The 19,660-nt window shown below is 65.2% G+C and carries 19 protein-coding genes; 11 read left to right on the top strand and 8 right to left on the bottom strand.

Translation table 11 applies throughout. From position 1 onward, the window contains the following. The first annotated feature begins 15 nt into the window (after positions 1 to 15). Positions 16 to 492, top strand: coding sequence for a bacterioferritin BfrB (gene bfrB, locus ACKI1H_RS12295; RefSeq protein ID WP_138520721.1), 477 nt, complete (start codon positions 16 to 18; stop codon positions 490 to 492). A 48-nt stretch (positions 493 to 540) separates the two neighbouring features. On the opposite strand, the gene ACKI1H_RS12290 is transcribed toward bfrB, so the two are convergent. The 3 genes from ACKI1H_RS12290 to ACKI1H_RS12280 all read right to left on the bottom strand — a co-directional run bounded on the left by ACKI1H_RS12290 (position 541) and on the right by ACKI1H_RS12280 (position 4,321). Beyond that, positions 541 to 1,704: an MFS transporter gene (locus ACKI1H_RS12290; protein ID WP_440468479.1), complete on the bottom strand. Its 1,164-nt coding sequence runs from the start codon at positions 1,702 to 1,704 to the stop codon at positions 541 to 543. A 64-nt stretch (positions 1,705 to 1,768) separates the two neighbouring features. After that, positions 1,769 to 2,095 (bottom strand): Grx4 family monothiol glutaredoxin, encoded by a 327-nt coding sequence (grxD, locus tag ACKI1H_RS12285; protein WP_017521010.1) that lies wholly within the window; start codon positions 2,093 to 2,095, stop codon positions 1,769 to 1,771. Positions 2,096 to 2,227: 132 nt separating this feature from the next. Continuing rightward, positions 2,228 to 4,321 carry a molybdopterin oxidoreductase family protein gene (locus ACKI1H_RS12280; RefSeq protein WP_440468478.1) on the bottom strand — a complete coding sequence of 698 codons (2,094 nt, stop codon included), beginning with the start codon at positions 4,319 to 4,321 and terminating at the stop codon, positions 2,228 to 2,230. 244 nt (positions 4,322 to 4,565) lie between these two features. On the opposite strand from ACKI1H_RS12280, the gene ACKI1H_RS12275 reads away from it, so the two are divergent. The 3 genes from ACKI1H_RS12275 to ACKI1H_RS12265 all read left to right on the top strand — a co-directional run bounded on the left by ACKI1H_RS12275 (position 4,566) and on the right by ACKI1H_RS12265 (position 7,574). Beyond that, on the top strand, positions 4,566 to 5,363 hold the full coding sequence (locus ACKI1H_RS12275) for a class I SAM-dependent methyltransferase (RefSeq protein ID WP_440468477.1): 798 nt from the start codon (positions 4,566 to 4,568) through the stop codon (positions 5,361 to 5,363). A gap of 214 nt (positions 5,364 to 5,577) precedes the next feature. Further along, complete coding sequence (argF, locus tag ACKI1H_RS12270) at positions 5,578 to 6,495, top strand: ornithine carbamoyltransferase (RefSeq protein ID WP_138520718.1); 918 nt, start codon at positions 5,578 to 5,580, stop codon at positions 6,493 to 6,495. 17 nt (positions 6,496 to 6,512) lie between these two features. Then, complete coding sequence (locus tag ACKI1H_RS12265) at positions 6,513 to 7,574, top strand: ABC transporter ATP-binding protein (RefSeq protein WP_138520717.1); 1,062 nt, start codon at positions 6,513 to 6,515, stop codon at positions 7,572 to 7,574. On the opposite strand, the gene ACKI1H_RS12260 is transcribed toward ACKI1H_RS12265, so the two are convergent. From ACKI1H_RS12260 to ybaK, 3 genes are all read right to left on the bottom strand, one after another. Beyond that, on the bottom strand, positions 7,571 to 8,515 hold the full coding sequence (locus tag ACKI1H_RS12260; RefSeq protein WP_440468476.1) for an electron transfer flavoprotein subunit alpha/FixB family protein: 945 nt from the start codon (positions 8,513 to 8,515) through the stop codon (positions 7,571 to 7,573). The two genes, ACKI1H_RS12265 and ACKI1H_RS12260, sit on opposite strands and share 4 nt — an antisense overlap. Positions 8,516 to 8,610: 95 nt before the next feature. Continuing rightward, positions 8,611 to 9,396: a PhzF family phenazine biosynthesis protein gene (locus ACKI1H_RS12255; RefSeq protein WP_440468475.1), complete on the bottom strand. Its 786-nt coding sequence runs from the start codon at positions 9,394 to 9,396 to the stop codon at positions 8,611 to 8,613. Positions 9,397 to 9,489: 93 nt separating this feature from the next. Next, complete coding sequence (gene ybaK / locus ACKI1H_RS12250; RefSeq protein ID WP_440468474.1) at positions 9,490 to 9,960, bottom strand: Cys-tRNA(Pro) deacylase; 471 nt, start codon at positions 9,958 to 9,960, stop codon at positions 9,490 to 9,492. Between the two features lie 172 nt (positions 9,961 to 10,132). Here ybaK and glpK point away from each other — a divergent pair, with 172 nt between their 5' ends. From glpK to ACKI1H_RS12230, 4 genes are all read left to right on the top strand, one after another. Next, positions 10,133 to 11,647, top strand: coding sequence for a glycerol kinase GlpK (glpK, locus tag ACKI1H_RS12245; protein WP_138520715.1), 1,515 nt, complete (start codon positions 10,133 to 10,135; stop codon positions 11,645 to 11,647). 338 nt (positions 11,648 to 11,985) lie between these two features. Then, on the top strand, positions 11,986 to 12,741 hold the full coding sequence (locus ACKI1H_RS12240) for a DeoR/GlpR family transcriptional regulator (RefSeq protein WP_440468473.1): 756 nt from the start codon (positions 11,986 to 11,988) through the stop codon (positions 12,739 to 12,741). A 147-nt stretch (positions 12,742 to 12,888) separates the two neighbouring features. After that, positions 12,889 to 14,430 (top strand): glycerol-3-phosphate dehydrogenase, encoded by a 1,542-nt coding sequence (gene glpD, locus ACKI1H_RS12235; RefSeq protein WP_440468472.1) that lies wholly within the window; start codon positions 12,889 to 12,891, stop codon positions 14,428 to 14,430. 104 nt (positions 14,431 to 14,534) lie between these two features. Next, positions 14,535 to 14,861, top strand: a complete 327-nt coding sequence (locus tag ACKI1H_RS12230; protein ID WP_440468856.1) for a GlpM family protein — start codon at positions 14,535 to 14,537, stop codon at positions 14,859 to 14,861. A 23-nt stretch (positions 14,862 to 14,884) separates the two neighbouring features. Here ACKI1H_RS12230 and ACKI1H_RS12225 read toward each other — a convergent pair whose 3' ends face one another. Beyond that, positions 14,885 to 15,895: an alpha/beta fold hydrolase gene (locus ACKI1H_RS12225; RefSeq protein WP_440468471.1), complete on the bottom strand. Its 1,011-nt coding sequence runs from the start codon at positions 15,893 to 15,895 to the stop codon at positions 14,885 to 14,887. A 201-nt stretch (positions 15,896 to 16,096) separates the two neighbouring features. On the opposite strand from ACKI1H_RS12225, the gene ACKI1H_RS12220 reads away from it, so the two are divergent. From ACKI1H_RS12220 to ACKI1H_RS12210, 3 genes are all read left to right on the top strand, one after another. Next, positions 16,097 to 16,540, top strand: a complete 444-nt coding sequence (locus tag ACKI1H_RS12220) for a CopD family copper resistance protein (RefSeq protein WP_440468470.1) — start codon at positions 16,097 to 16,099, stop codon at positions 16,538 to 16,540. A gap of 128 nt (positions 16,541 to 16,668) precedes the next feature. Further along, positions 16,669 to 17,589: a transcriptional regulator MetR gene (metR, locus tag ACKI1H_RS12215; protein WP_138520709.1), complete on the top strand. Its 921-nt coding sequence runs from the start codon at positions 16,669 to 16,671 to the stop codon at positions 17,587 to 17,589. 115 nt (positions 17,590 to 17,704) lie between these two features. Next, a complete protein-coding gene (locus tag ACKI1H_RS12210; protein WP_138520708.1) occupies positions 17,705 to 18,703 on the top strand; it encodes a tellurite resistance/C4-dicarboxylate transporter family protein in 999 nt (332 codons plus the stop codon). Between the two features lie 265 nt (positions 18,704 to 18,968). Here ACKI1H_RS12210 and ACKI1H_RS12205 read toward each other — a convergent pair whose 3' ends face one another. Then, the gene (locus ACKI1H_RS12205) at positions 18,969 to 19,613 is read right to left on the bottom strand and encodes a glutathione S-transferase family protein (protein ID WP_138520707.1); all 645 of its coding nucleotides are present in this window, start codon (positions 19,611 to 19,613) and stop codon (positions 18,969 to 18,971) included. Positions 19,614 to 19,660 lie beyond the last annotated feature (47 nt).

Raw genomic sequence — 19,660 nt, 5'->3', positions numbered from 1 at the left:
CGGCAGGACCCCGGCATGAAAGGCGACAAGAAAGTCATCCAGCATCTGAACAAGATCCTCGGCAACGAGCTGATCGCCATCAACCAGTACTTCCTGCACTCGCGCATGTGGAACGACTGGGGCCTGAAGCGCCTCGGCGCGCACGAGTACCACGAGTCCATCGATGAGATGAAGCACGCCGACAAGCTCATCGAACGCATTCTGTTCCTCGAAGGCCTGCCCAACCTGCAGGACCTGGGCAAGCTGCTGGTCGGCGAGAACACCCAGGAAATGCTGCAGTGCGACCTGAACCTGGAACTCAAGGCCTGCAAGGACCTGCGCGACGCCATCGTGCATTGCGAAAGCGTGCATGACTACGTCAGCCGCGATCTGCTCAAGGACATTCTCGAGTCCGAGGAAGAGCACATCGACTACCTGGAAACCCAACTGGGCCTGATCCAGAAAGTCGGCCTGGAAAACTACCTGCAGTCGCACATGCACGAAGACGACTGATCAGGCAAAAGGCACCGGCGCAGTTGTGGACGCCGGTGCCCTTCCCTTCTAGACGTTCGCCTTCGGCGGACGGCGCACCAGTCCGGCCTTGAACACCAGGCCCGCGCACAGCCCGATCACCACCAGCAGCGACAGGCGCAAGCCCACGTGCTCGGCGAGGAAGCCGATCAGCGGCGGGCCCATCAGCAAACCGCCATAACCGAACGACGCCACCGCCGCCACACCGCGCGAAGGCTCGACGCCCGGCCGGTTGCCCGCCGCACCGATCAGGATCGGCACCACCACCGACAGGCCCGCGCCCACCAGGGCGAATCCGGCAATCGCTCCGGCCACCCAAGGGCTGAACAACGCCAGCAGCATGCCCGCAATCGCAAGCAGTGCGAGGTTGCGCACCAGCGCCTCGTCGGCGAAGCGTACGCGCAAGCGATCACCGAACAACCGCCCCAGCACCATGGTTGCGGAGAACGCCGCAAAGCCCAGTGCCGCCAGGCGTTCGGACGCACCCAATACCTGGTGCAGCAGCAAGGCGCCCCAGTCGGCGACCGCCCCTTCGGAAACGAATGCGCAGAGAGTCAGCAGACCCAGCCCGATCAGTGCCGGTGGCGGCAGGCGCCAGCCACGTTGGGCTGGCGCCTCCTCCTCCATGGGTTCCGGACGGCCCTCGAATAGATGGCGGGCGAAGAGCGGCAGGATCGCCACGGCGATCAGCGCCAGCAGGCTGAAGTGCCAGATCGGCGCCAGGTCGGCGAAGGCCGCCGCCCCGACAGCGCCGACCAGGCCGCCCAGGCTGTACATGCCGTGCAGGCTGGAGATGCACGGGCGGCCGAGGCGCCGCTCGACTTCCACCGCCTGGGTGTTCATCGCCACGTCCATGGTCGCGAAGGTCAGGCCGACGGCGAGAAAGCCCGCCGCCAGGACCCAGACGTCCTGCGCCAGCCCAAGCAGTGGGAAGGTCGCCATCAGCGCCAGCCCCGACACCACGGTGATCGCCCGGCTGCCATAGCGGCGTACCAGCGCGCCGGCGAAGGCAAACGCCAGCAGCGCGCCGAAGCCCGCGCCCAGCAGGGCCTGGCCCAGTTGCTGCTCGTCCACCCCGGTCATGCTCTTGAGGGCCGGAACCCGCCCCATCACGCTGCCATGGACCATCCCGCCCATGGCGAAGCAGTATCCGCACGCCCAGCGCGCGGCATTGGCCCGCGTCTGTTCAGTCATCTTTTATTTCTTCCCAAAAACAAAGCCCCGCCAAGGCGGGGCTCTGTGCGGCAGCACGAAAGACTCAGGCGTTGGCCTTGCTCACGGCGTCCTTGATCAGCGGTTGCAGCTCACCCTTCTCGAACATCTCGGCCAGGATGTCGCTGCCGCCAACGAGTTCACCGCCGACCCACAGTTGCGGGAAGGTCGGCCAGTTGGCGTACTTGGGCAAGTTGGCGCGGATTTCCGGGTTCTGCAGGATGTCGACATAGGCGAACTTCTCGCCACAAGCCATCAGCACCTGCGCGGCGCGGGACGAGAAACCGCACTGGGGAGCGTTCGGCGAACCCTTCATGTACAGCAGAACGGGGTTGCTGGAGATCTGCTCTTTGATGGTATCGATGATATCCATGAACTTCCTCGGCTTAACTATCAGACACTGACCCGGCAGTCGCCTCTCAGGGCATAGGCCGGCACGGTACCGCGCATTGTACTGCAAAGCCGAGTGCAACGCTCGGCTTTGCAGGTGACGCGCGTCAGCTTGTCAGGCCGCCTCTACCTCCACCGGTACCCCGTTGAGCGCTGTGTTGCCGGAGAGCGCATCCAGGTGGCGTTCATCCGTCAGGTCGTTGGCGCTGGCACCGCCCTGCTCGCGGGCGATGGCCAGCTGCACCCCCGGTCGCCCGTGGCCCCAGCCGTGCGGCAGGCTGACCACGCCGGCCATGACTTCGTCGCTGGCAGCCACTTCGATCTCGATGCTGCCGACCCGCGAACGCACCCGCACCTTCTGCCCGTCCACCAGCCCGCGCGAAGCTAGGTCCTGCGGGTGCATCAGCAACTGATAGCGCGGTTTGCCCTTCACCAGGCGGTGATAGTTGTGCATCCAGGAATTGTTGCTGCGCACATGGCGACGACCGATCAGCAGCAGTTGATCGATGGCCGGCGACTGGGTGTCGGCGAAGCGACGCAGGTCACCCAGGAATATCTCCGGTGCCGCTTCGATGCTGCGGCTGGCGGTCTTCAATCGCGGCGCCAGGTTCGGCTGCAGCGGGCCCAGGTCCAGCCCATGGGGGTGTTCGCGCAGCCGCGCCAGGTTGAGCTTGTGCTCGCTGGCGTCGCCGTAGGGGCCGAAGCGCAGGCCCATCTCGATCATCTGCTCCGGCGCCATGGTCGGCTTGAGCTCGCTGCCCTGGCGCGCGGCGTAGGCCTTGGCCAGGCCGACGAAGATCTCCCAGTCGTGCAGAGCGCCTTCGGGTTTGGGCAGGATCGCCTCGTTGAAGCGCGTGACATTGCGCACCGCGAAGACGTTGAAGGTGGTGTCGTAGTGATCGTGCTCCAGGGGCGCGGTGGGAGGCAGGATCAGGTCGGCGTAGCGGGTCGTCTCGTTGATGTAGAGGTCGACGCTGAGCATGAACTCCAGGCCATCCAGCGCCTGCTCGAGGCGGCGGCCATTGGGCGTGGACAGCACCGGGTTGCCCGCCACCGTCACCAGAGCGCGCACCTGCCCTTCCCCTTCGGTCAGCATCTCCTCGGCAAGCGCCGCCACCGGCAGCTCGCCGCCGTACTCCGGCAGGCCAGATACGCGGCTCTGCCAGCGGTTGAACGCGCCGCCCGCGGTAGTCGCCACAAGGTCCACGGCCGGCGTGGTGCACAAGGTGCCGCCGACGCGGTCGAGGTTGCCGGTAACCAGGTTGATCAACTGCACCAGCCACTGGCACAGGCTGCCGAAGACTTGCGTCGAAACACCCATGCGCCCGTAGCAGACCGCCTTGTCGGCAGCGGCGAAAGCCCGCGCCAGTTGGCGGATGTCTTCCGCCGGCACGCCACAGCGCGTCGCCATGGCCGCCAATTTGAAAGGTGCCAAGGCCTCGTGGACCGTATCCAGGCCGGTGACCGGCAGGGAGGTTTCGCGGGTCAGCCCTTCGTTGAGCAGCGTGTCGAGGATGCCCAGCAACAAGGCTGCATCTTCGCCAGGGCGGACAAACAGGTGCTGGTCCGCCAGCGCCGCCGTCTCGGTGCGGCGCGGGTCGACCACGACCAGCCTGCCGCCGCGCGCCTTCAGCGCCTTCAGGCGTTTCTCCACGTCAGGCACGGTCATGATGCTGCCGTTGGAAGCCAGCGGGTTGCCGCCCAGGATCAACATGAAATCGGTGTGGTCGATGTCGGGAATCGGGATTAGCAGGCCGTGGCCGAACATCTGCTGGCTGACCAGATGGTGCGGCAGCTGGTCGACCGAAGTCGCCGAGTACCGGTTGCGGGTCTTCAGCTGGCCGAGTAAGTAATTGCTATGGGTCATCAGCCCGTAGTTGTGCACGCTGGGGTTGCCCTGGTACACGGCCACCGCGTCGTTGCCATGGCGCTCGCGAATCTCCGCCAGGCGCGTGGCGACCAGCTCGAAAGCCTCGTCCCAGCCGATCGGCTGCCACTCGTTGCCGACGCGGCGCACCGGCTGGCGCAGGCGGTCCGGATCGTTCTGGATGTCCTGCAACGCCACCGCCTTGGGGCAGACGTGGCCGCGGCTGAAGCTGTCCAGGGCATCGCCCTTGATCGAGAGGATGCGCTCGTCCTCGGTCTCGATGGTCAGGCCGCAGATGGCCTCGCACAGGTGGCACGCACGGTGGTGGAGGGTCTTGCTCATGGCTCGCCTCGTTATTGTTGTCGCCGGCGCCTCATGGGGCCGGTCGCGGGGTCGAAAGCACTATGAATCCAGTCCCGGCGAAGCACCACCAGCTTCCGTCGGGTGAATCTGCCTGCATCAGTAACAGCCATCTACCGATGGCTCGCTCAGATAATCGATTTCCGCTCGAGCCTGCTGGATTTCCGCCCAATCTGCTCTACGTTTTGTGATGGCCAATGTGATCAATCTGAGTAGAGGGCACCCGATGCTTTCCGAAGTAATCAATCCCGCTAGATACGACGATCAAGAGTGGATGCGTTTGCATGAGGAGTTGGAAACGTACTCCGTCGACAAGCATGTTTTCTTCACTGAAGCCGGCCATATCTACCGCAAGAGCTGGGAATGGACTCACTGCCTCTATGGGCTGGGCAAAAGCGGCGTGATCGCAGGCAATGCCAAAGCCCTTGGAGTAGGCGCCGGTAGGGAACCAGTGATTTTCTGGCTCGCCGACAGGATAGGCGAGGTGGTGGCAACCGACCTCTATGGCAACGAGGAGTGGTCTGCAGCCGGGGGCAAAGAAGCATCAAGCGAGGTCATAACGGACACACAGAAATTCTGTCCGCGCCCCATCAACCTGACCAACATCAAGTTCGAGAATGCCAACGGCACAGCCCTCCCTTACGCCGATGACAGTTTCGATTTCTGCTGGAGCCTGTCGTCAATCGAGCACTTCGGCGGTCACGAAAATTCCGCACAGGCCATGCGCGAGATGGTTCGGGTCGTGCGCCCTGGCGGTATAGTCTGTGTCGCCACCGAACTGATGCTACTCGATGAACATGTTCATCCCGAGTTCTTCACTCAACGTCAGTTCCAGAAGTACATCATCGATGCCACAACTGACGCCACGCTAATCGACGGCATGAACTGGGCGTTACCACCACTCGAGTACCTGATCGATTCGGTCCCGATTAATCAGAACGTGGATCGCCGTCGTCGACATGTTGTCCTGAACGATGGGAATGTCCAATGGACCTCTGCGATGGTATTTCTCAAAAAGCGCTGATGGTCGGCTGCCGGCAACGACTATGCGGGCACTCTTGACCCGCGAAAAAATGCGCCACAAGTCGCCATTGTAAAGGCGCGACATTTCCTTATAAGATCGCGCCTTCCCCCATTTTCCGCTCCATGCGGTCCCGCCGCAGGTTCAGCCCGTTTTTTCTCACGAAAGCCGGTCGGTACCTCGGCCTGATTCTGAGAATAAGTAGTAGGTACGAACCATGAGCGCACGTCACTTCCTCTCGATGCTGGATTACACGACCGAAGAACTGCTCGGTCTGATCCGCCGCGCCACCGAGCTGAAGGACCTGCGAGACCGAGGCGTGCTCTACGAACCGTTGAAGAACCGCGTGCTGGGCATGATCTTCGAGAAGGCCTCGACCCGGACGCGGATTTCCTTCGAAGCCGGCATGATCCAGCTCGGCGGCCAGGCCATCTTCCTCTCCCCCCGCGACACCCAGCTGGGCCGTGGCGAGCCGATCGCCGATGCCGCGCGGGTGATGTCGCGGATGGTCGATGCGGTGATGATCCGCACCTTCGCCCACAGCAACCTGATCGAGTTCTCCGAGAACTCCCGCGTGCCGGTGATCAACGGCCTGTCGGATGACCTGCACCCCTGTCAGCTACTGGCCGACATGCAGACCTTCCACGAACACCGTGGCAGCATCGCCGGCAAGACCGTGAGCTGGATCGGCGACGGCAACAACATGTGCAACAGCTACATCGAGGCGGCGATCCGCTTCGACTTCCAACTGAACGTGGCCTGCCCGGAAGGCTACGAGCCGAACGCCGCGCTGATGGAACAGGCCGGCGAGCGCGTGAAGATATTCCGCGACCCACGCGAGGCGGTGGCCGGCGCGCACCTGGTGAGCACCGACGTCTGGGCCTCGATGGGCCAGGAAGACGAAGCAGCCGCACGCCTGCGCCTGTTCCAGCCATATCAGGTAACACGTGCGCTGCTCGATGGCGCGGCGGCGGATGTACTATTCATGCACTGCCTGCCGGCCCACCGTGGCGAAGAGATCAGCGAAGACCTGCTGGACGACGCGCGCTCCGTGGCCTGGGACCAGGCGGAAAACCGTCTCCACGCCCAGAAGGCACTGCTCGAGATGCTGGTCGAGCACGCGCACTACGCCTAAGCCCCACTTCGAGTCCGATGACCCAGACGCTGCTGCTCAATCTCGACGATCTTTCCTGTGGCTATGAACAGCAGCGTGTGGTGCAAGGCGTCAGCCTGCACCTGAACGCCGGTGACATCGGCTGCTTGCTCGGTCCCTCGGGCTGCGGCAAGACCACCACCCTGCGCGCCATCGCCGGTTTCGAGCCGGTGCAGGGCGGCCGCATCGAGCTGGGTGGCGAAGTCATCTCCCGTCCCGGCTTCACCCTGTCGCCGGAGAAACGCCGGATCGGCATGGTGTTCCAGGACTACGCGCTGTTCCCACACCTGTCGGTGGCCGACAACATCGCCTTCGGCATCCGCAAGCATCCCGAGCGTGAGCGCATCGTCGGCGAGCTGCTGGAGCTGGTGAAGCTCGACGGCCTCGGCCAGCGCTTCCCCCACGAGCTCTCCGGCGGCCAGCAGCAACGCGTGGCCCTGGCCCGCGCGCTGGCGCCGCAGCCGCAATTGCTGCTGCTCGACGAACCCTTCTCCAACCTCGACGTGGAACTGCGCCGCCAGCTCAGCCACGAAGTGCGCGACATCCTCAAGGCACGCGGTACCAGTGCCATCCTCGTAACCCACGATCAGGAAGAGGCCTTCGCCGTCAGCGACCACGTCGGCGTGTTCCGCAACGGCCTGCTGGAACAGTGGGACACCCCGTTCAATCTCTACCACGAGCCGCAGACGCCCTTCGTCGCCAGCTTTGTCGGCCAGGGCTATTTCATTCGCGGACAGATGTGCGGCAGTGACGCAGTGCAAACCGAACTCGGCCTGCTGCGCGGCAACCGCGCCTACAGCCTGCCGGACGGCAGCGCGGTGGATGTGCTGCTACGCCCGGACGACCTGGTGCCAGCCGCCGAGGGCGCGCTGAAGGCACGGATTGTCGGCAAGTCGTTCCTCGGCGCCGCCACCCTGTACCGCCTGCAATTGCCTACCGGCACCCAGCTGGAATCCCTCTTCCCCAGTCACGCCGACCATCAGCCGGGCGACGAAGTGGCCATCGGGGTGGCCGCCGAGCATCTGGTGCTGTTCCCCGCCCAGGGCAGCGTGGCGCTCTAGCCGAGCGCCCTCTCAAGCTCCGGCAGCAACTCGAACAGGTCGCCCTGCAGGCCGTAGTCGGCTATCTCGAAGATCGGTGCATCCGGGTCGAGGTTGATCGCGGCAATGACCTTGGCGTCCTTCATGCCCGCCACATGCTGCACGGCGCCGGAAATCCCCACGGCCAGGTAAAGCTCCGGCGCGACGATGCGCCCGGACTGGCCTATCTGCAGCTCCGCCGGTGCGAAACCCGCGTCCACCGCCGCCAGTGACGCGCCCACGGCGCCCTGCAACCGATCTGCCAGCGGATAGAGCGCGGCGAAACCCTCCTGCGTCTGCAATCCGCGCCCGCCAGCGACAATGACTTTCGCCGACTCCAGGGCAGGACGCTCGAAGTCCGGGTGCTCCTCGCCCTGCCAACGCGACAGGCCAAGATCGCCCGGCCCGCCAATGCGTTCGAGCACGGCGCTGCCGCCCTCGGTTGCGACGGGATCGAATGCCGTGGGACGGATGCCCAACACGATCACCGGCCCGTCGCAGCGTACTGTCGCGATAGCGTTGCCAGCGTAGATCGGGCGCTGGAAGGTGTCGCGGTCGAGCACGGCGATGACGTCCGACACTGCATCGACATCCCGCAGCGCGGCGATCCGTGGCAGGCAGTCACGGCCGACGGCAGTGGCCGGCGCGAGGATATGCGAGTAGTGCGGCGCCAGGCTGACGACCAGCGCGGACAGGTTTTCCGCCAGCAGGTGGTCATAGGTCGTATCGTCCGCGAGCAGGACCCGCGCCACACCGTCGAGGCAGCAAGCGCGCTCGGCCAGATCACCGAGATCGCTGCCAGCCAGCAGCAGATGGACCTCGCCGCCGATTTGTCTCGCAGCCGTCAGGGCGCTCAGGGTCGCCGGAGTGAGAGCCGCGGGGGCGCCGGTGGATTGATAGTCAGCGATGAGCAGGATTGCCATGGATTTGCCTCCTTTCGGACGCGCCGCGCAGGTGCGGCGAGGCCGTGAGTGAAGGCAAGGGTACGCCGGGGGACGGCATGGCCCCCGGTCACAGATCAAACAACCAGCAGACGACCGCTGGTCACCAGGCGCGCGTACCCGGCGATGCTCACGCGGTCGTCCTCCAGGCGGCACCACAGCTCGCCGCCGCGCGCGGAGCACTGGAAGGCGCGCATCTGCAGCTTGTTCAGGCGGCCCGACCAGTAGGGAATCAGGCTGCAGTGGGCAGCGCCGGTCACCGGGTCTTCGTTGAGGCCGATGGCCGGGGCGAAGAAGCGCGAGACGAAGTCGTAGTCATCGCTGCGCGCGGTGACGATCACCCCCAGGTAAGGCAGGCGCGCCAGGGCGGCAAAGTCCGGCTTGCAGTCGCGCACGGCCTGCTCGGACTCCAGCAGCGCCAGCAGGTGCGAGGCGTTGCTCAAGGCGTCCACCACATCCACGCCCAGTGCGCTGGCCAACTCCACGGTAGCGCCCGTTTCACTCGGCGGCTGAGCCGGGAAGTTCAGTGCCAGCCGGCCATCCTCGCGGCTCACGCGCAGCGGGCCGGACAAGGAGTTGAGTTCCAGCACTTCGCCCGGTTCATCGAACACCTCGAACAGCACATGGGCACTGGCCAGGGTGGCGTGGCCACACAGCGGCACTTCGGCGGTCGGGGTGAACCAGCGGATGCGCCATCCCTCAGGCTCTTTTACCAGGAAGGCAGTCTCCGACAGATTGTGCTCGGCCGCGATCTTCTGCATCAGCTCATCGCTCAGCCACGCGTCGAGGCGGTAGACCATGGCCGGGTTGCCGGCGAAGGGACGGTCGGTGAAGGCGTCCACCTGATGGAAGTCGAGCAGCATGGCGATCTCCTTGTAAGTGATGGCCGAGCATGACAGAAGCCGACGGGCGGCGAACCGTACAGTAGGGACCACACAGTCCCTGGGGTCGAGCGATCAGGGGCGCCCGATGGGCGCGAACTTCGCCGAGGTCAACCCAGCCAGGATCTCGGCGCTCAGTTCCACTTCCAGACCGCGTCGGCCGGCGCTGACATGGATGGTCGGGAAGCTCTGGGCGGACTCGTCGATGAAGGTGCGCAGGCGCTTCTTCTGCCCCAGCGGGCTGATGCCGCCCACCAGGTAACCGGTGGCACGCTGCGCGGCGTTGGGGTCGGCCATGTCGGCCTTCTTCACGCCCGCCGCATGCGCCAGCGCCTTGAGGTCCAGGCTGCCCACCACCGGCACCACCGCCACCAGCAGTTCGCCCTTCTCGCTGGCCGCCAGCAGGGTCTTGAATACCCGCGCCGGGTCGAGGTTGAGCTTCTCAGCGGCCTCCAACCCGTAGGACGGCGCCTTCGGGTCGTGCTCGTAGCTCAGCACGTGGTGTTCGGCACGGTTCTTCTTCAGCAGGTCGATGGCGGGGGTCATGATCGGCGGGCTTCTCGCAAGCGGCTTTCCAGCGCATAACAGTAAGCCAAGGCGTGCTGCACTGCACGGTGTTCGCTTCACCGACGTGGACGAATCCCGTATGGTCTGCGCCATTCACCTTCCGGCCCACGCGGCCGGGACTGCCGAACGGAATCCGCACAAGGCCGCCCGCATGACCGATTCGAAGAACAAGAAATACGTCGTCGCCCTCGACCAGGGCACCACTAGCTCGCGCGCCATCGTCTTCGACCATGACGCCAACGTGGTCAGCACGGCCCAGCGCGAGTTCGCGCAGATCTACCCGCAGCCAGGCTGGGTCGAGCACGACCCGATGGAAATCTGGGCGACCCAGAGCTCGACCCTGGTGGAAGCCCTGGCCCAGGCCAACATCGGCTTCGGCGAGGTCGCCGCCATCGGCATTACCAACCAACGCGAGACCACCCTGGTATGGGACAAGGCCACCGGCCGGCCGATCCACAACGCCATCGTCTGGCAATGCCGGCGCAGCGCGGCCATCTGCGAACAACTCAAGCGTGACGGCCTGGAACAGCACATCCGCGACACCACCGGGCTGGTCGTCGACCCCTACTTCTCCGGTACCAAGCTCAAATGGATCCTCGATAACGTCGACGGCGCCCGCGAACGCGCTCAACGTGGCGAACTGCTGTTCGGCACTGTCGACAGCTGGCTGATCTGGAAACTCACCGAAGGGGAAGTGCACGTCACCGACTACACCAACGCCTCGCGCACCCTGATGTTCGATATCCACAAGCGCGACTGGGACGAGCGCCTGCTGGCCGCGCTGGGTGTGCCGCGCGCCATGCTGCCGCAGGTTCGTCCGTCTTCGGAGGTCTACGGGCATGCCAAGGTCGGCGGCCTCGGTGTGCATCGCACGCCGATTGCCGGGATCGCCGGCGACCAGCAGGCCGCGTTGTTCGGCCAGATGTGCGTGGAGCCGGGCCAGGCGAAGAACACCTACGGCACCGGCTGCTTCCTGCTGATGAACACCGGGGCCAACGCGGTGAAATCCACCCACGGCCTGCTCACCACCATCGCCTGCGGCCCGCACGGCGAAGTCGCCTATGCGCTGGAGGGCGCGGTGTTCAACGGCGGCTCCACCGTGCAGTGGCTGCGCGACGAGCTCAAGGTGATCAACGACGCCCACGACTCCGAATACTTCGCTACCAAGGTGAAAGACAGCAATGGCGTCTACCTGGTCCCCGCCTTCACCGGCCTTGGCGCGCCCTACTGGGACCCTTATGCCCGCGGCGCGCTGTTCGGCCTGACCCGCGGGGTGAAGGCCGACCACCTGATCCGCGCCACCCTGGAATCCATCGCCTACCAGACCCGCGACGTGCTTGATGCCATGCAGCAGGACGCCGGCGAACCGCTGCGCGCCCTGCGCGTGGACGGCGGCGCGGTGGCCAACAACTTCCTCATGCAGTTCCAGGCCGACATCCTCGGCACCCCGGTGGAGCGCCCGCAGATGCGCGAGACCACCGCCCTCGGCGCCGCCGTGCTGGCGGGCCTGGCCTGCGGCTTCTGGGGCGGCCTGGACGAACTGAAGAACAAGGCGGTGATCGAGCGAGTGTTCCAGCCGGCCTGCGACGAGACCGAGCGCGCGCGGTTGTACAAGGGCTGGAAGAAGGCCGTGGAGCGAACGCGCGGCTGGGCGGCCGAAGACTGAACGCATTGCCGGCACCGTAGGATGGTGTGGAGCGAAGCGATACCCATCGATGACCGTGCGAGCAGCGCTGATGGGTATCGCAAGCTCCACCCATCCTGCGGACCAGGGAAATTCCTGAGCGAAGCACAGTCCTCTCCCCCGCCCTCTCCCAGAAGGGAGAGGAAGCCGTTCGGAGTGACCGGCCAGCTTGGTGCTCCGCTTGATGCCGCTCAGTCCCCTCTCCCTTAAGGGAGAGGGTTAGGGAGAGGGAAAGCGCCCGCGCCGAACCCGCCTGGCATGACAGAGAGGCCGCGGTACGGCATCCTTGCCCTCCCGGCCCGTCCGCACGAGCGCACCGCATGAACCTGCCCCCTCGACAGCAAAGCATCCTCGACCTGGTCCGCGAACGCGGCTACCTGAGCATCGAGGAGCTGGCTCAGCAGTTCGCCGTCACCCCGCAGACCATCCGCCGCGACATCAACCAACTCGCCGAACAGAACCTGCTGCGTCGCTACCACGGCGGCGCGGCCTGGGACTCGAGCATCGAGAACACCGCCTACAACACCCGCGCCGACCAGATGCGCGACGAGAAGCAACGCATCGCCGACGCCATCGCCGCGCACATCCCGGACAACGCCTCGCTGTTCATCAACATCGGCACCACCACCGAAGCCATCGCCCGCGCCCTGCTCGGCCACCAGAACCTCAAGGTCATCACCAACAACCTGCACGTCGCCAGCATCCTCGCCGGCAAGGACGACTTCGAAGTGCTGATCGCCGGCGGTACCGTGCGCGCCGACGGCGGCGTGGTCGGCCAGGCAGCGGTGGACTTCATCGAGCAGTTCCGCGTCGACTTCGCCGTGGTCGGTATCAGCGGCATCGACGAAGACGGCAGCCTGCTGGACTTCGATTATCAGGAAGTGCGCGTTTCCCGCGCCCTTATCGACAACGCTCGGCAGGTCTTCCTCGCCGCCGACTCCAGCAAGTTCGGGCGCAACGCCGTGGTGCGCCTGGGCCCGATCTCCCTGGTCAGCCGGGTGTTCACCGACAGCCCGCCGCCCACCGCCGTGGTGCGCCTGATGCAGCAGCACAAGGTCCAGCTGGAACTGGTCTGAGCCGCACTCACCTCCTTCACTTTCGAACATTCAGACGAATGCCTGCGCGAATTCGCGCTTAAGGCTGGTCATATTTCATTCACTGAACTAGGATATTTTCGAAAACGAACATCAAAAGATTCACTTTCAATCCCCAAGGCGGCCCCCATGAACCCAACCAGCAAGCGCCACGCGCCCCTGGCCGAAGTCTATGACGTGGCCGTCATCGGTGGCGGCATCAATGGCGCGGGGATCGCGGCAGACGCCGCCGGTCGCGGGCTGTCGGTGTTCCTTTGCGAACAGCACGACCTCGCCGCCCACACCTCCTCCGCCAGCAGCAAGCTGATCCACGGCGGCCTGCGCTACCTGGAGCACTACGAATTCCGCCTGGTCCGAGAAGCCCTCGCCGAGCGCGAAGTGCTGCTGGCCAAGGCGCCGCACATCGTCCACCCGCTGCGCTTCGTGCTGCCGCACCGTCCGCATCTGCGCCCGGCGTGGATGATCCGCGCCGGCCTGTTCCTCTATGACCACCTGGGCAAGCGCGAGAAGCTGCCGGCCTCCCGCGGCCTGCGCTTCGGCCTCGACAGCCCGCTGAAGGCCGAGATCACTCGCGGCTTCGAATACTCCGACTGCTCGGTGGACGACGCGCGCCTGGTGGTGCTCAACGCCATGTCCGCCCGCGAGAACGGCGCCCACATTCATCCGCGCACCCGCTGCGTCAGCGCCCGCCGCAGCAAGGGGCTGTGGCACCTCCACCTCGAGCGCCGCGACGGCAGCCTGTATTCGGTACGCGCCCGCGCGCTGGTCAACGCCGCCGGCCCCTGGGTCGACCGTTTCCTGCGTGAGGAACTGCGCCAGAAGCCGCCCTACGGCATCCGCCTGATCCAGGGCAGCCACCTGATCGTGCCGCGCCTCTACGAAGGCGAGCATGCCTACATCCTGCAGAACGAGGACCGGCGCATCGTCTTCGCCATCCCTTACCTGCGCCAGTTCACTCTGATCGGCACCACCGATCGCGAATACCAGGGCGACCCGGCGAAAATCAGCATCAGCGAAGAAGAGACCGACTACCTGCTCAACGTGGTCAATGCCCACTTCAAGCGCCAGCTGGGCCGCCAGGACATCCTGCGCAGTTTCTCCGGCGTGCGCCCGCTGTGCGACGACGAATCCGACGATCCTTCGGCCGTGACCCGCGACTACACCCTGGCGCTGGACAACACCCCCGGCGAAGCGCCGCTGCTATCGGTGTTCGGCGGCAAGCTGACCACCTACCGCAAACTCGCCGAAGCCGCGCTGGAGCAGCTGGCCCCGCATTTTGCCGGCGTGATGAAGCCGCGCTGGACTGCCGACGCCCCGCTACCCGGCGGCGAGGCGATGACCACGGTGGAAGACCTGGCCATTCAGTTGATGGATCGCCTGCGCCAGCTCGACCCCGCCCTCGCCCGCCGTTGGGCCAGCACCTACGGCAGCCGCATCTGGGCGCTGCTCGACGGCGCGCACAACCTCAGCGAGCTGGGCGAACACCTGGGCGCCGGGCTCTATGCACGGGAAGTGGAGTACCTGGTCCACGAGGAATGGGCGCGCGACGCCGATGACATCCTCTGGCGCCGTACCAAGCTCGGCCTGTTCCTCAATGCCCGGCAGCGGGAACGTCTGGAACAATTCCTCGGCAGCGAAAGTCCACTGGAACCGAGTACGCAGGTTGCCTGAACGTCGAATTGGAGCGGGAAGCCCGTCTCGCGGATAATCCACCAACCATCCCCCGACGCCACCGCCCCGGTGGCGTCGCCGCATAAGGGAACGACGTGGACCTGATCCTCAAGGCAACTATCGGCGCCGGCGTGGTGCTGATCCTCGCCGCGCTGTCGAAGACGCGCAATTACTACATCGCCGGTCTGGTGCCGCTGTTCCCCACCTTCGCCCTGATCGCCCACTACATCGTCGGCAAGAGCCGTTCGCTGGACGACCTGAAAAACACCATCCTGTTCGGCATGTGGTCGATCATCCCCTACTTCGTCTACCTCGCCGCGCTCTACCTGATGGTGGATCGCCTGCGCCTGGAGTTGTCGCTGGCGATGGCCGCGCTGGCCTGGCTGGTAGCGGCCTCGCTGCTGGTGTTCGTCTGGGTGCGCCTGCACTGAACCCTTGCCGGTGATGCCTCGGCTCAGAGCTGGGCGACGTGCCCGCCGCCCTGGTGCTCGCGCAGGTAAGGCAGCACCGCGCCCAGCAGCGGTTCCTTGAAGTATTCCTGGAAGCGATGCGCCATGCCGGGAATCAGCTTGAGCACCGAGCCGCGGATGTGCGCCGCCACGTGCACCCCGTGCATCACCGGCAGCAGCGGGTCGGCGGTGCCATGGACCACCAGGGTTGGCACATTCAGGCGGTTGAGCAGTTCCACGCGGCTCGGTTCGGCGAGGATCGCCAGCATCTGCCGTTGCACGCCTTCAGGGTTGAAGGCACGGTCGTAGGAACGCGCCGCCTGCTGCAGCAATTGCTGACGATCGTCGCGCACTGCCGGGCTGCCGAGGGCTGCCAGCAGGTCAGCCTGCTGCTCGATGGCCTGTTCGCGGCTGGCCGCTTCACGTCGGGCGAGCAGACGCAGCAGCGACTCGCTGGGCGCCGGCAGGCCTTCGGCGCCGGAACTGGTCATCACCAGCGTCAGGCTGATCACACGGTCGGGCGCCATGTCGGCCACATGCTGGGCGATCATCCCGCCCATGCTCGCGCCCAATACGTGGGCGCGCTCGACATGCAACGCGTCGAGCAGGTGCAGGGCATCGCCAGCCATGTCGGTCAGGCTGTAGGGCGCACTCACGGGCAAGCCGAGGCGGTAGCGGATAACTTCGTAGGTCAGGTTGCCGCTGGGTGTAGGAACGCGCCACGAAGACAGCCCGACATCGCGGTTATCGTAGCGGATCACCCGGAAGCCCTGCTGGCAGAGCGCCTCGACCACTTCGTCCGGCCAGTGGATCAGCTGGCCGCCCAGGCCCATGATCAGCAGCAGCGTCGGGTCCTGCGGACGGCCGATACTCTGGTAAGCCAGACGCACGTCGCCCAGGTCGACCAGTTCGGTCGGCACTCGCGCATCGCAGCGATCGGCGGCAACCGCCCGATCGGCAAAAGAGAGGGAGGACAGGCCGCAGAAAAGAGCGACCGCCAGAAGAAAAGCACGCATGAATGAAAATCCGGAACGCAAAACCCCAGTTGAGCGCGATTCTGATGAATTTCCGTCGCTCGCTCTGCCACAGGTCCGTGACAGTTTGATGAAAGGCGCTGAGCGGTCACCGACGGCCCTTCCCGACTTCCCATGACAGGGATCAAGGGCAATCAGCCCCAACAGTCGCGAAGATAGGAGCCCCCGCTCGGACGTTTCGCCATGGCCTACCCTATTCTGCTGGTGCTGCACCTGTTCGCCGCGATCCTGTTCGTCGGCACGGTGTTCTTCGAAGTGCTGATTCTGGAAAGCGTCCACCGCCATGTTCCGGCACGGGCGATGAAAATGGTCGAGGGAGCGCTGGGTCTTCGTCTGCGCCGAGTGATGCCTTGGGTGATCCTGACCCTGTTCGGCAGCGGCCTGGGCATGCTGCACCTGCGTTACGCGCCGATGCTGGCCGACCCGCTGGCATCGCCCTTCGCCACATTGCTCAGCCTCAAGCTGCTGCTGGCCGCCAGCGTCCTGGGGCATTTCATCTTCGCCATGTACTCGTTCCGCGTGGGGCGGATGACCGGCCAGCGCTCCCGGCGCATCCACTACAGCGTCTTCGCCCACGTGGTGCTGATCGTGCTGCTGGCCAAGGGCATGTTCTACCTGAGCTGGTGATACCAGCCCGGTGAGTCAGGGCCGGCGAACGCGTGCTGGTGAAGTGCCAGTCGCCGGCTTATCATGAGACCAGCTCAATTGCTCCGCTGTTTTATCAAGATTTCCTCATAGTGAGGCGAGGTCGCGCCATGCTTGAACTCCGTCACCTGAAAACCCTGCATGCCCTGCGCGAAGCCGACAGCCTGGTGGAGGCCGCCGAGCGCCTGCACCTGACGCAGTCCGCCCTCTCCCACCAGTTCAAGGAACTGGAGGAACGCCTCGGCCTGTCCCTGTTCATCCGCAAGACCAAGCCGGTGCGCTTCACCAGCGCCGGCCTGCGCCTGCTGCAACTGGCTGACGCCGTGCTGCCGCAACTGCGCGGCGCCGAGCGCGACCTGGCGCGCCTGGCCGGCGGCACTGCCGGTCGCCTGCACATGGCCATCGAGTGCCACAGCTGCTTCCAGTGGCTGATGCCGACCATCGACCAGTTCCGCGACGCCTGGCCGGAAGTGGAGCTGGACCTCGCCTCCGGCTTCTCCTTCGCCCCTCTCCCGGCGCTGGCCCGCGGCGACCTGGACCTGGTGGTGACCTCAGACCCGGTGGAGATCGCCGGCATTACCTACGTGCCGCTGTTCACCTACGAGGCGCTGCTGGCGGTGGATAACCACCATGCGCTGGCCGGCAAGTCCTTCATCGTCCCGGACGACCTGGCCAACCTGACGCTGATCACCTACCCCATCGAGCGTGATCGCCTGGACATCTTCACCCGCTTCCTCGAACCCGCCGACGTCGAGCCGGCTCAGGTGCGCACCTCGGAACTGACGGTGATGATGATGCAGCTGGTGGCGTCCGGGCGCGGCGTCTGCAGCCTGCCCAACTGGGCACTGCACGAATACAGCTCGCGGGGCTATGTGACGGCCAAGCGCCTGGGGGAGAAAGGCCTGTACTGCACGCTGTTCGCGGCCATTCGCGCCGACATGCTGGATGCGCCATTCATGCGCGATTTCCTGCTGACGGCGAAGGACACCTCTTTCGCCACGCTGGAAGGTGTCAGCGCAGCGAAGCATTGATCTGACACCGTGCCTCCTTCGCAAAGTGCCTGCCCGACCTGTGGGCAAGGCTCCAGAGCGGGGACGCCGCGAGCGCATGGCGGTATAGGAAAGCCCCCTCCCAGGAGAACTTCCCGTGCTCAAGGACTTTCCACCCAGCTACTTCGCGCTGGTCATGGCGACCGGTATCGTCTCCCTGGCCTGCCATCTGATCGGCCTGCAGCCAGTGGCACTCGGCCTGTTCTGGCTCAACATCCTGCAGTACGCGCTATGTCTGTCGTGCAGCCTGTATCGGCTGATCCGCTATCCAGGACGGATGTGGCAGGACCTCACCCACCACGCGCGCGGCCCTGGCTTCCTCACCCTGGTGGCCGGTACAAACGTGCTGGGCGTGCAGTTCATCGTGCTGGTCGATCAGCACGCCATCGCGCAGGCCCTGTGGTTGTTCGCCGGGCCGCTCTGGCTGCTGTGCATGTACGCGATGCTCGCCGGCGTCACACTTACCCAGCACAAACCCACCCTCGAGCAGGGCCTGAACGGCACCTGGCTGCTGTGCACGGTGTCCAGCGCCTCGATCTGCGTGCTTGGCAGCTACCTGGCGACGCGCTTTGCCGATCCAGAGCTGATCCTGTTCGTCTGCGTGGCGGCCTACATGATCGGCATCATGCTGTACGTGCTGATCATGTCGCAGATCCTCTACCGCTGGCTGTTCCTCGACCTGGAGGCGGGTGAGCTGTCGCCTTCCTACTGGATCAACATGGGCGCCCTGGCGATTTCCACGCTGGCCGGCGCACGCCTGCTGACAGCCGGAGCCGACAGCGCGCTGATCCAGTCCCTCGCGCCCTTCATCCTTGGGCTGTCGGTCTTTGTCGGCGCTTTCGCCTGCTGGTGGATTCCGTTCCTGATACTGGTCTTCGTCACCCACCGGGTGCGCTATGGCATCGGTATCCATTACGACCTGCAGAACTGGTCAGTGGTGTTCCCATTGGGCATGTTCTGCGTCGCCTCGTTCAACGTCCTGCCGCTGTTGCATCAACAAGTGCTCCTGCCAGTCATACAGGCGCTCACCTACATCGCCCTGGCCGCCTGGGCCGCCACATTCCTCGGACTGCTGCGCTACCTGCTGCGGCGCTGAAGCGCAAAAAAAGGCCCATCCTTGCGGATGGGCCATCGGGGACATCGTCGATCAACACCTGTGGTTCTTATGGTTCCAGCAGCGCCGAGTGATGGGGTTACGCGGCGTTGAGGCCATCATTGACCAACGTGCTGCGGCAGAAAATAAGGCCACAAGAAAAAAGGAATCTTCCCACATTACCTGAGACCGATTCCGCAAAACGCGGCGGGACCGCCACGGCAGACGGAATTTCTCCTATGGCTCTGGCCCGGTACTTAGTCCGGTGTCAGGGCGCTTTTGCTTCTGCCGCACGGGCGTGTTCCTCCGCCCACTGCACATCCCGCTCCCACACCCGTTTGAAGGCCGGGCGCGAGGTCACCAGCTCCACATACCGTTCGAACACCGGCAGCTTGGGCACCACGCCGAAACCGATGGTCCAGCGCAGGGCTGCACCCCACAGCACATCGGCGGCGGTCATGCGGTTACCCAGTAGGTAGGGGCCGGTTTCCAGCTGCTCGGCAAGGGCGCGCATCACGCTGTCGTAATCGCCGTAGGGGCTCATGGCCTGTGGGGCGGCATCGCGCTTCAGGGCTCGGTCGACGATGGCCGGCTCGAAGCTGGAGCCGTAGAACACCAGCCAGCGCAAGTAGGGGCCGCGCAGCGGGTCGTCAAGGGCCGGAGCGAGATTCGCTCGGGGGAACAGGTCGGCGAGGTAGATGAAGATCGCGCCCTGCTCGGTGACCAGCGATTCGCCGAGGCGGATCGCCGGGACCTTGCCCAGCGGGTTGACCGAGAGGTACGCCGGCTTGCGCTGCTCGCCGGCCTTCATGTTGATCAGTTCGAGGTCGTACTCGGCGCCCAATTCTTCCAGCAGCACCAGGGTGCCGCTGGAGCGTGTCTGGGGCGAATGGTAGAGGGTGAGGCGGGGCATGGCGGGATCTCCTCGGGCATCACGGCTCGGAGTCCCCAGCATAGCCC

It is taken from the genome of Pseudomonas sp. YH-1, from assembly GCF_051990045.1.
In the GTDB taxonomy this organism is placed as follows: domain Bacteria; phylum Pseudomonadota; class Gammaproteobacteria; order Pseudomonadales; family Pseudomonadaceae; genus Pseudomonas; species Pseudomonas nicosulfuronedens.
This window is presented reverse-complemented; position numbering and strand designations above follow the sequence as displayed.

What these genes read in the sequence shown, in the direction of transcription:
- ACKI1H_RS12280 (WP_440468478.1), bottom strand. Translation starts at nt 4,321, where the DNA reads ATGAGCAAGACCCTCCACCACCGTGCGTGCCACCTGTGCGAGGCCATC.
- ACKI1H_RS12260 (WP_440468476.1), bottom strand. Translation starts at nt 8,515, where the DNA reads ATGGCAATCCTGCTCATCGCTGACTATCAATCCACCGGCGCCCCCGCG.
- grxD (WP_017521010.1), bottom strand. Translation starts at nt 2,095, where the DNA reads ATGGATATCATCGATACCATCAAAGAGCAGATCTCCAGCAACCCCGTT.
- ACKI1H_RS12220 (WP_440468470.1), top strand. Translation starts at nt 16,097, where the DNA reads ATGGCCTACCCTATTCTGCTGGTGCTGCACCTGTTCGCCGCGATCCTG.
- glpK (WP_138520715.1), top strand. Translation starts at nt 10,133, where the DNA reads ATGACCGATTCGAAGAACAAGAAATACGTCGTCGCCCTCGACCAGGGC.
- ACKI1H_RS12225 (WP_440468471.1), bottom strand. Translation starts at nt 15,895, where the DNA reads ATGCGTGCTTTTCTTCTGGCGGTCGCTCTTTTCTGCGGCCTGTCCTCC.
- metR (WP_138520709.1), top strand. Translation starts at nt 16,669, where the DNA reads ATGCTTGAACTCCGTCACCTGAAAACCCTGCATGCCCTGCGCGAAGCC.
- ACKI1H_RS12240 (WP_440468473.1), top strand. Translation starts at nt 11,986, where the DNA reads ATGAACCTGCCCCCTCGACAGCAAAGCATCCTCGACCTGGTCCGCGAA.
- bfrB (WP_138520721.1), top strand. Translation starts at nt 16, where the DNA reads ATGAAAGGCGACAAGAAAGTCATCCAGCATCTGAACAAGATCCTCGGC.
- ACKI1H_RS12265 (WP_138520717.1), top strand. Translation starts at nt 6,513, where the DNA reads ATGACCCAGACGCTGCTGCTCAATCTCGACGATCTTTCCTGTGGCTAT.
- glpD (WP_440468472.1), top strand. Translation starts at nt 12,889, where the DNA reads ATGAACCCAACCAGCAAGCGCCACGCGCCCCTGGCCGAAGTCTATGAC.
- ACKI1H_RS12275 (WP_440468477.1), top strand. Translation starts at nt 4,566, where the DNA reads ATGCTTTCCGAAGTAATCAATCCCGCTAGATACGACGATCAAGAGTGG.
- ybaK (WP_440468474.1), bottom strand. Translation starts at nt 9,960, where the DNA reads ATGACCCCCGCCATCGACCTGCTGAAGAAGAACCGTGCCGAACACCAC.
- ACKI1H_RS12205 (WP_138520707.1), bottom strand. Translation starts at nt 19,613, where the DNA reads ATGCCCCGCCTCACCCTCTACCATTCGCCCCAGACACGCTCCAGCGGC.
- ACKI1H_RS12255 (WP_440468475.1), bottom strand. Translation starts at nt 9,396, where the DNA reads ATGCTGCTCGACTTCCATCAGGTGGACGCCTTCACCGACCGTCCCTTC.
- argF (WP_138520718.1), top strand. Translation starts at nt 5,578, where the DNA reads ATGAGCGCACGTCACTTCCTCTCGATGCTGGATTACACGACCGAAGAA.
- ACKI1H_RS12290 (WP_440468479.1), bottom strand. Translation starts at nt 1,704, where the DNA reads ATGACTGAACAGACGCGGGCCAATGCCGCGCGCTGGGCGTGCGGATAC.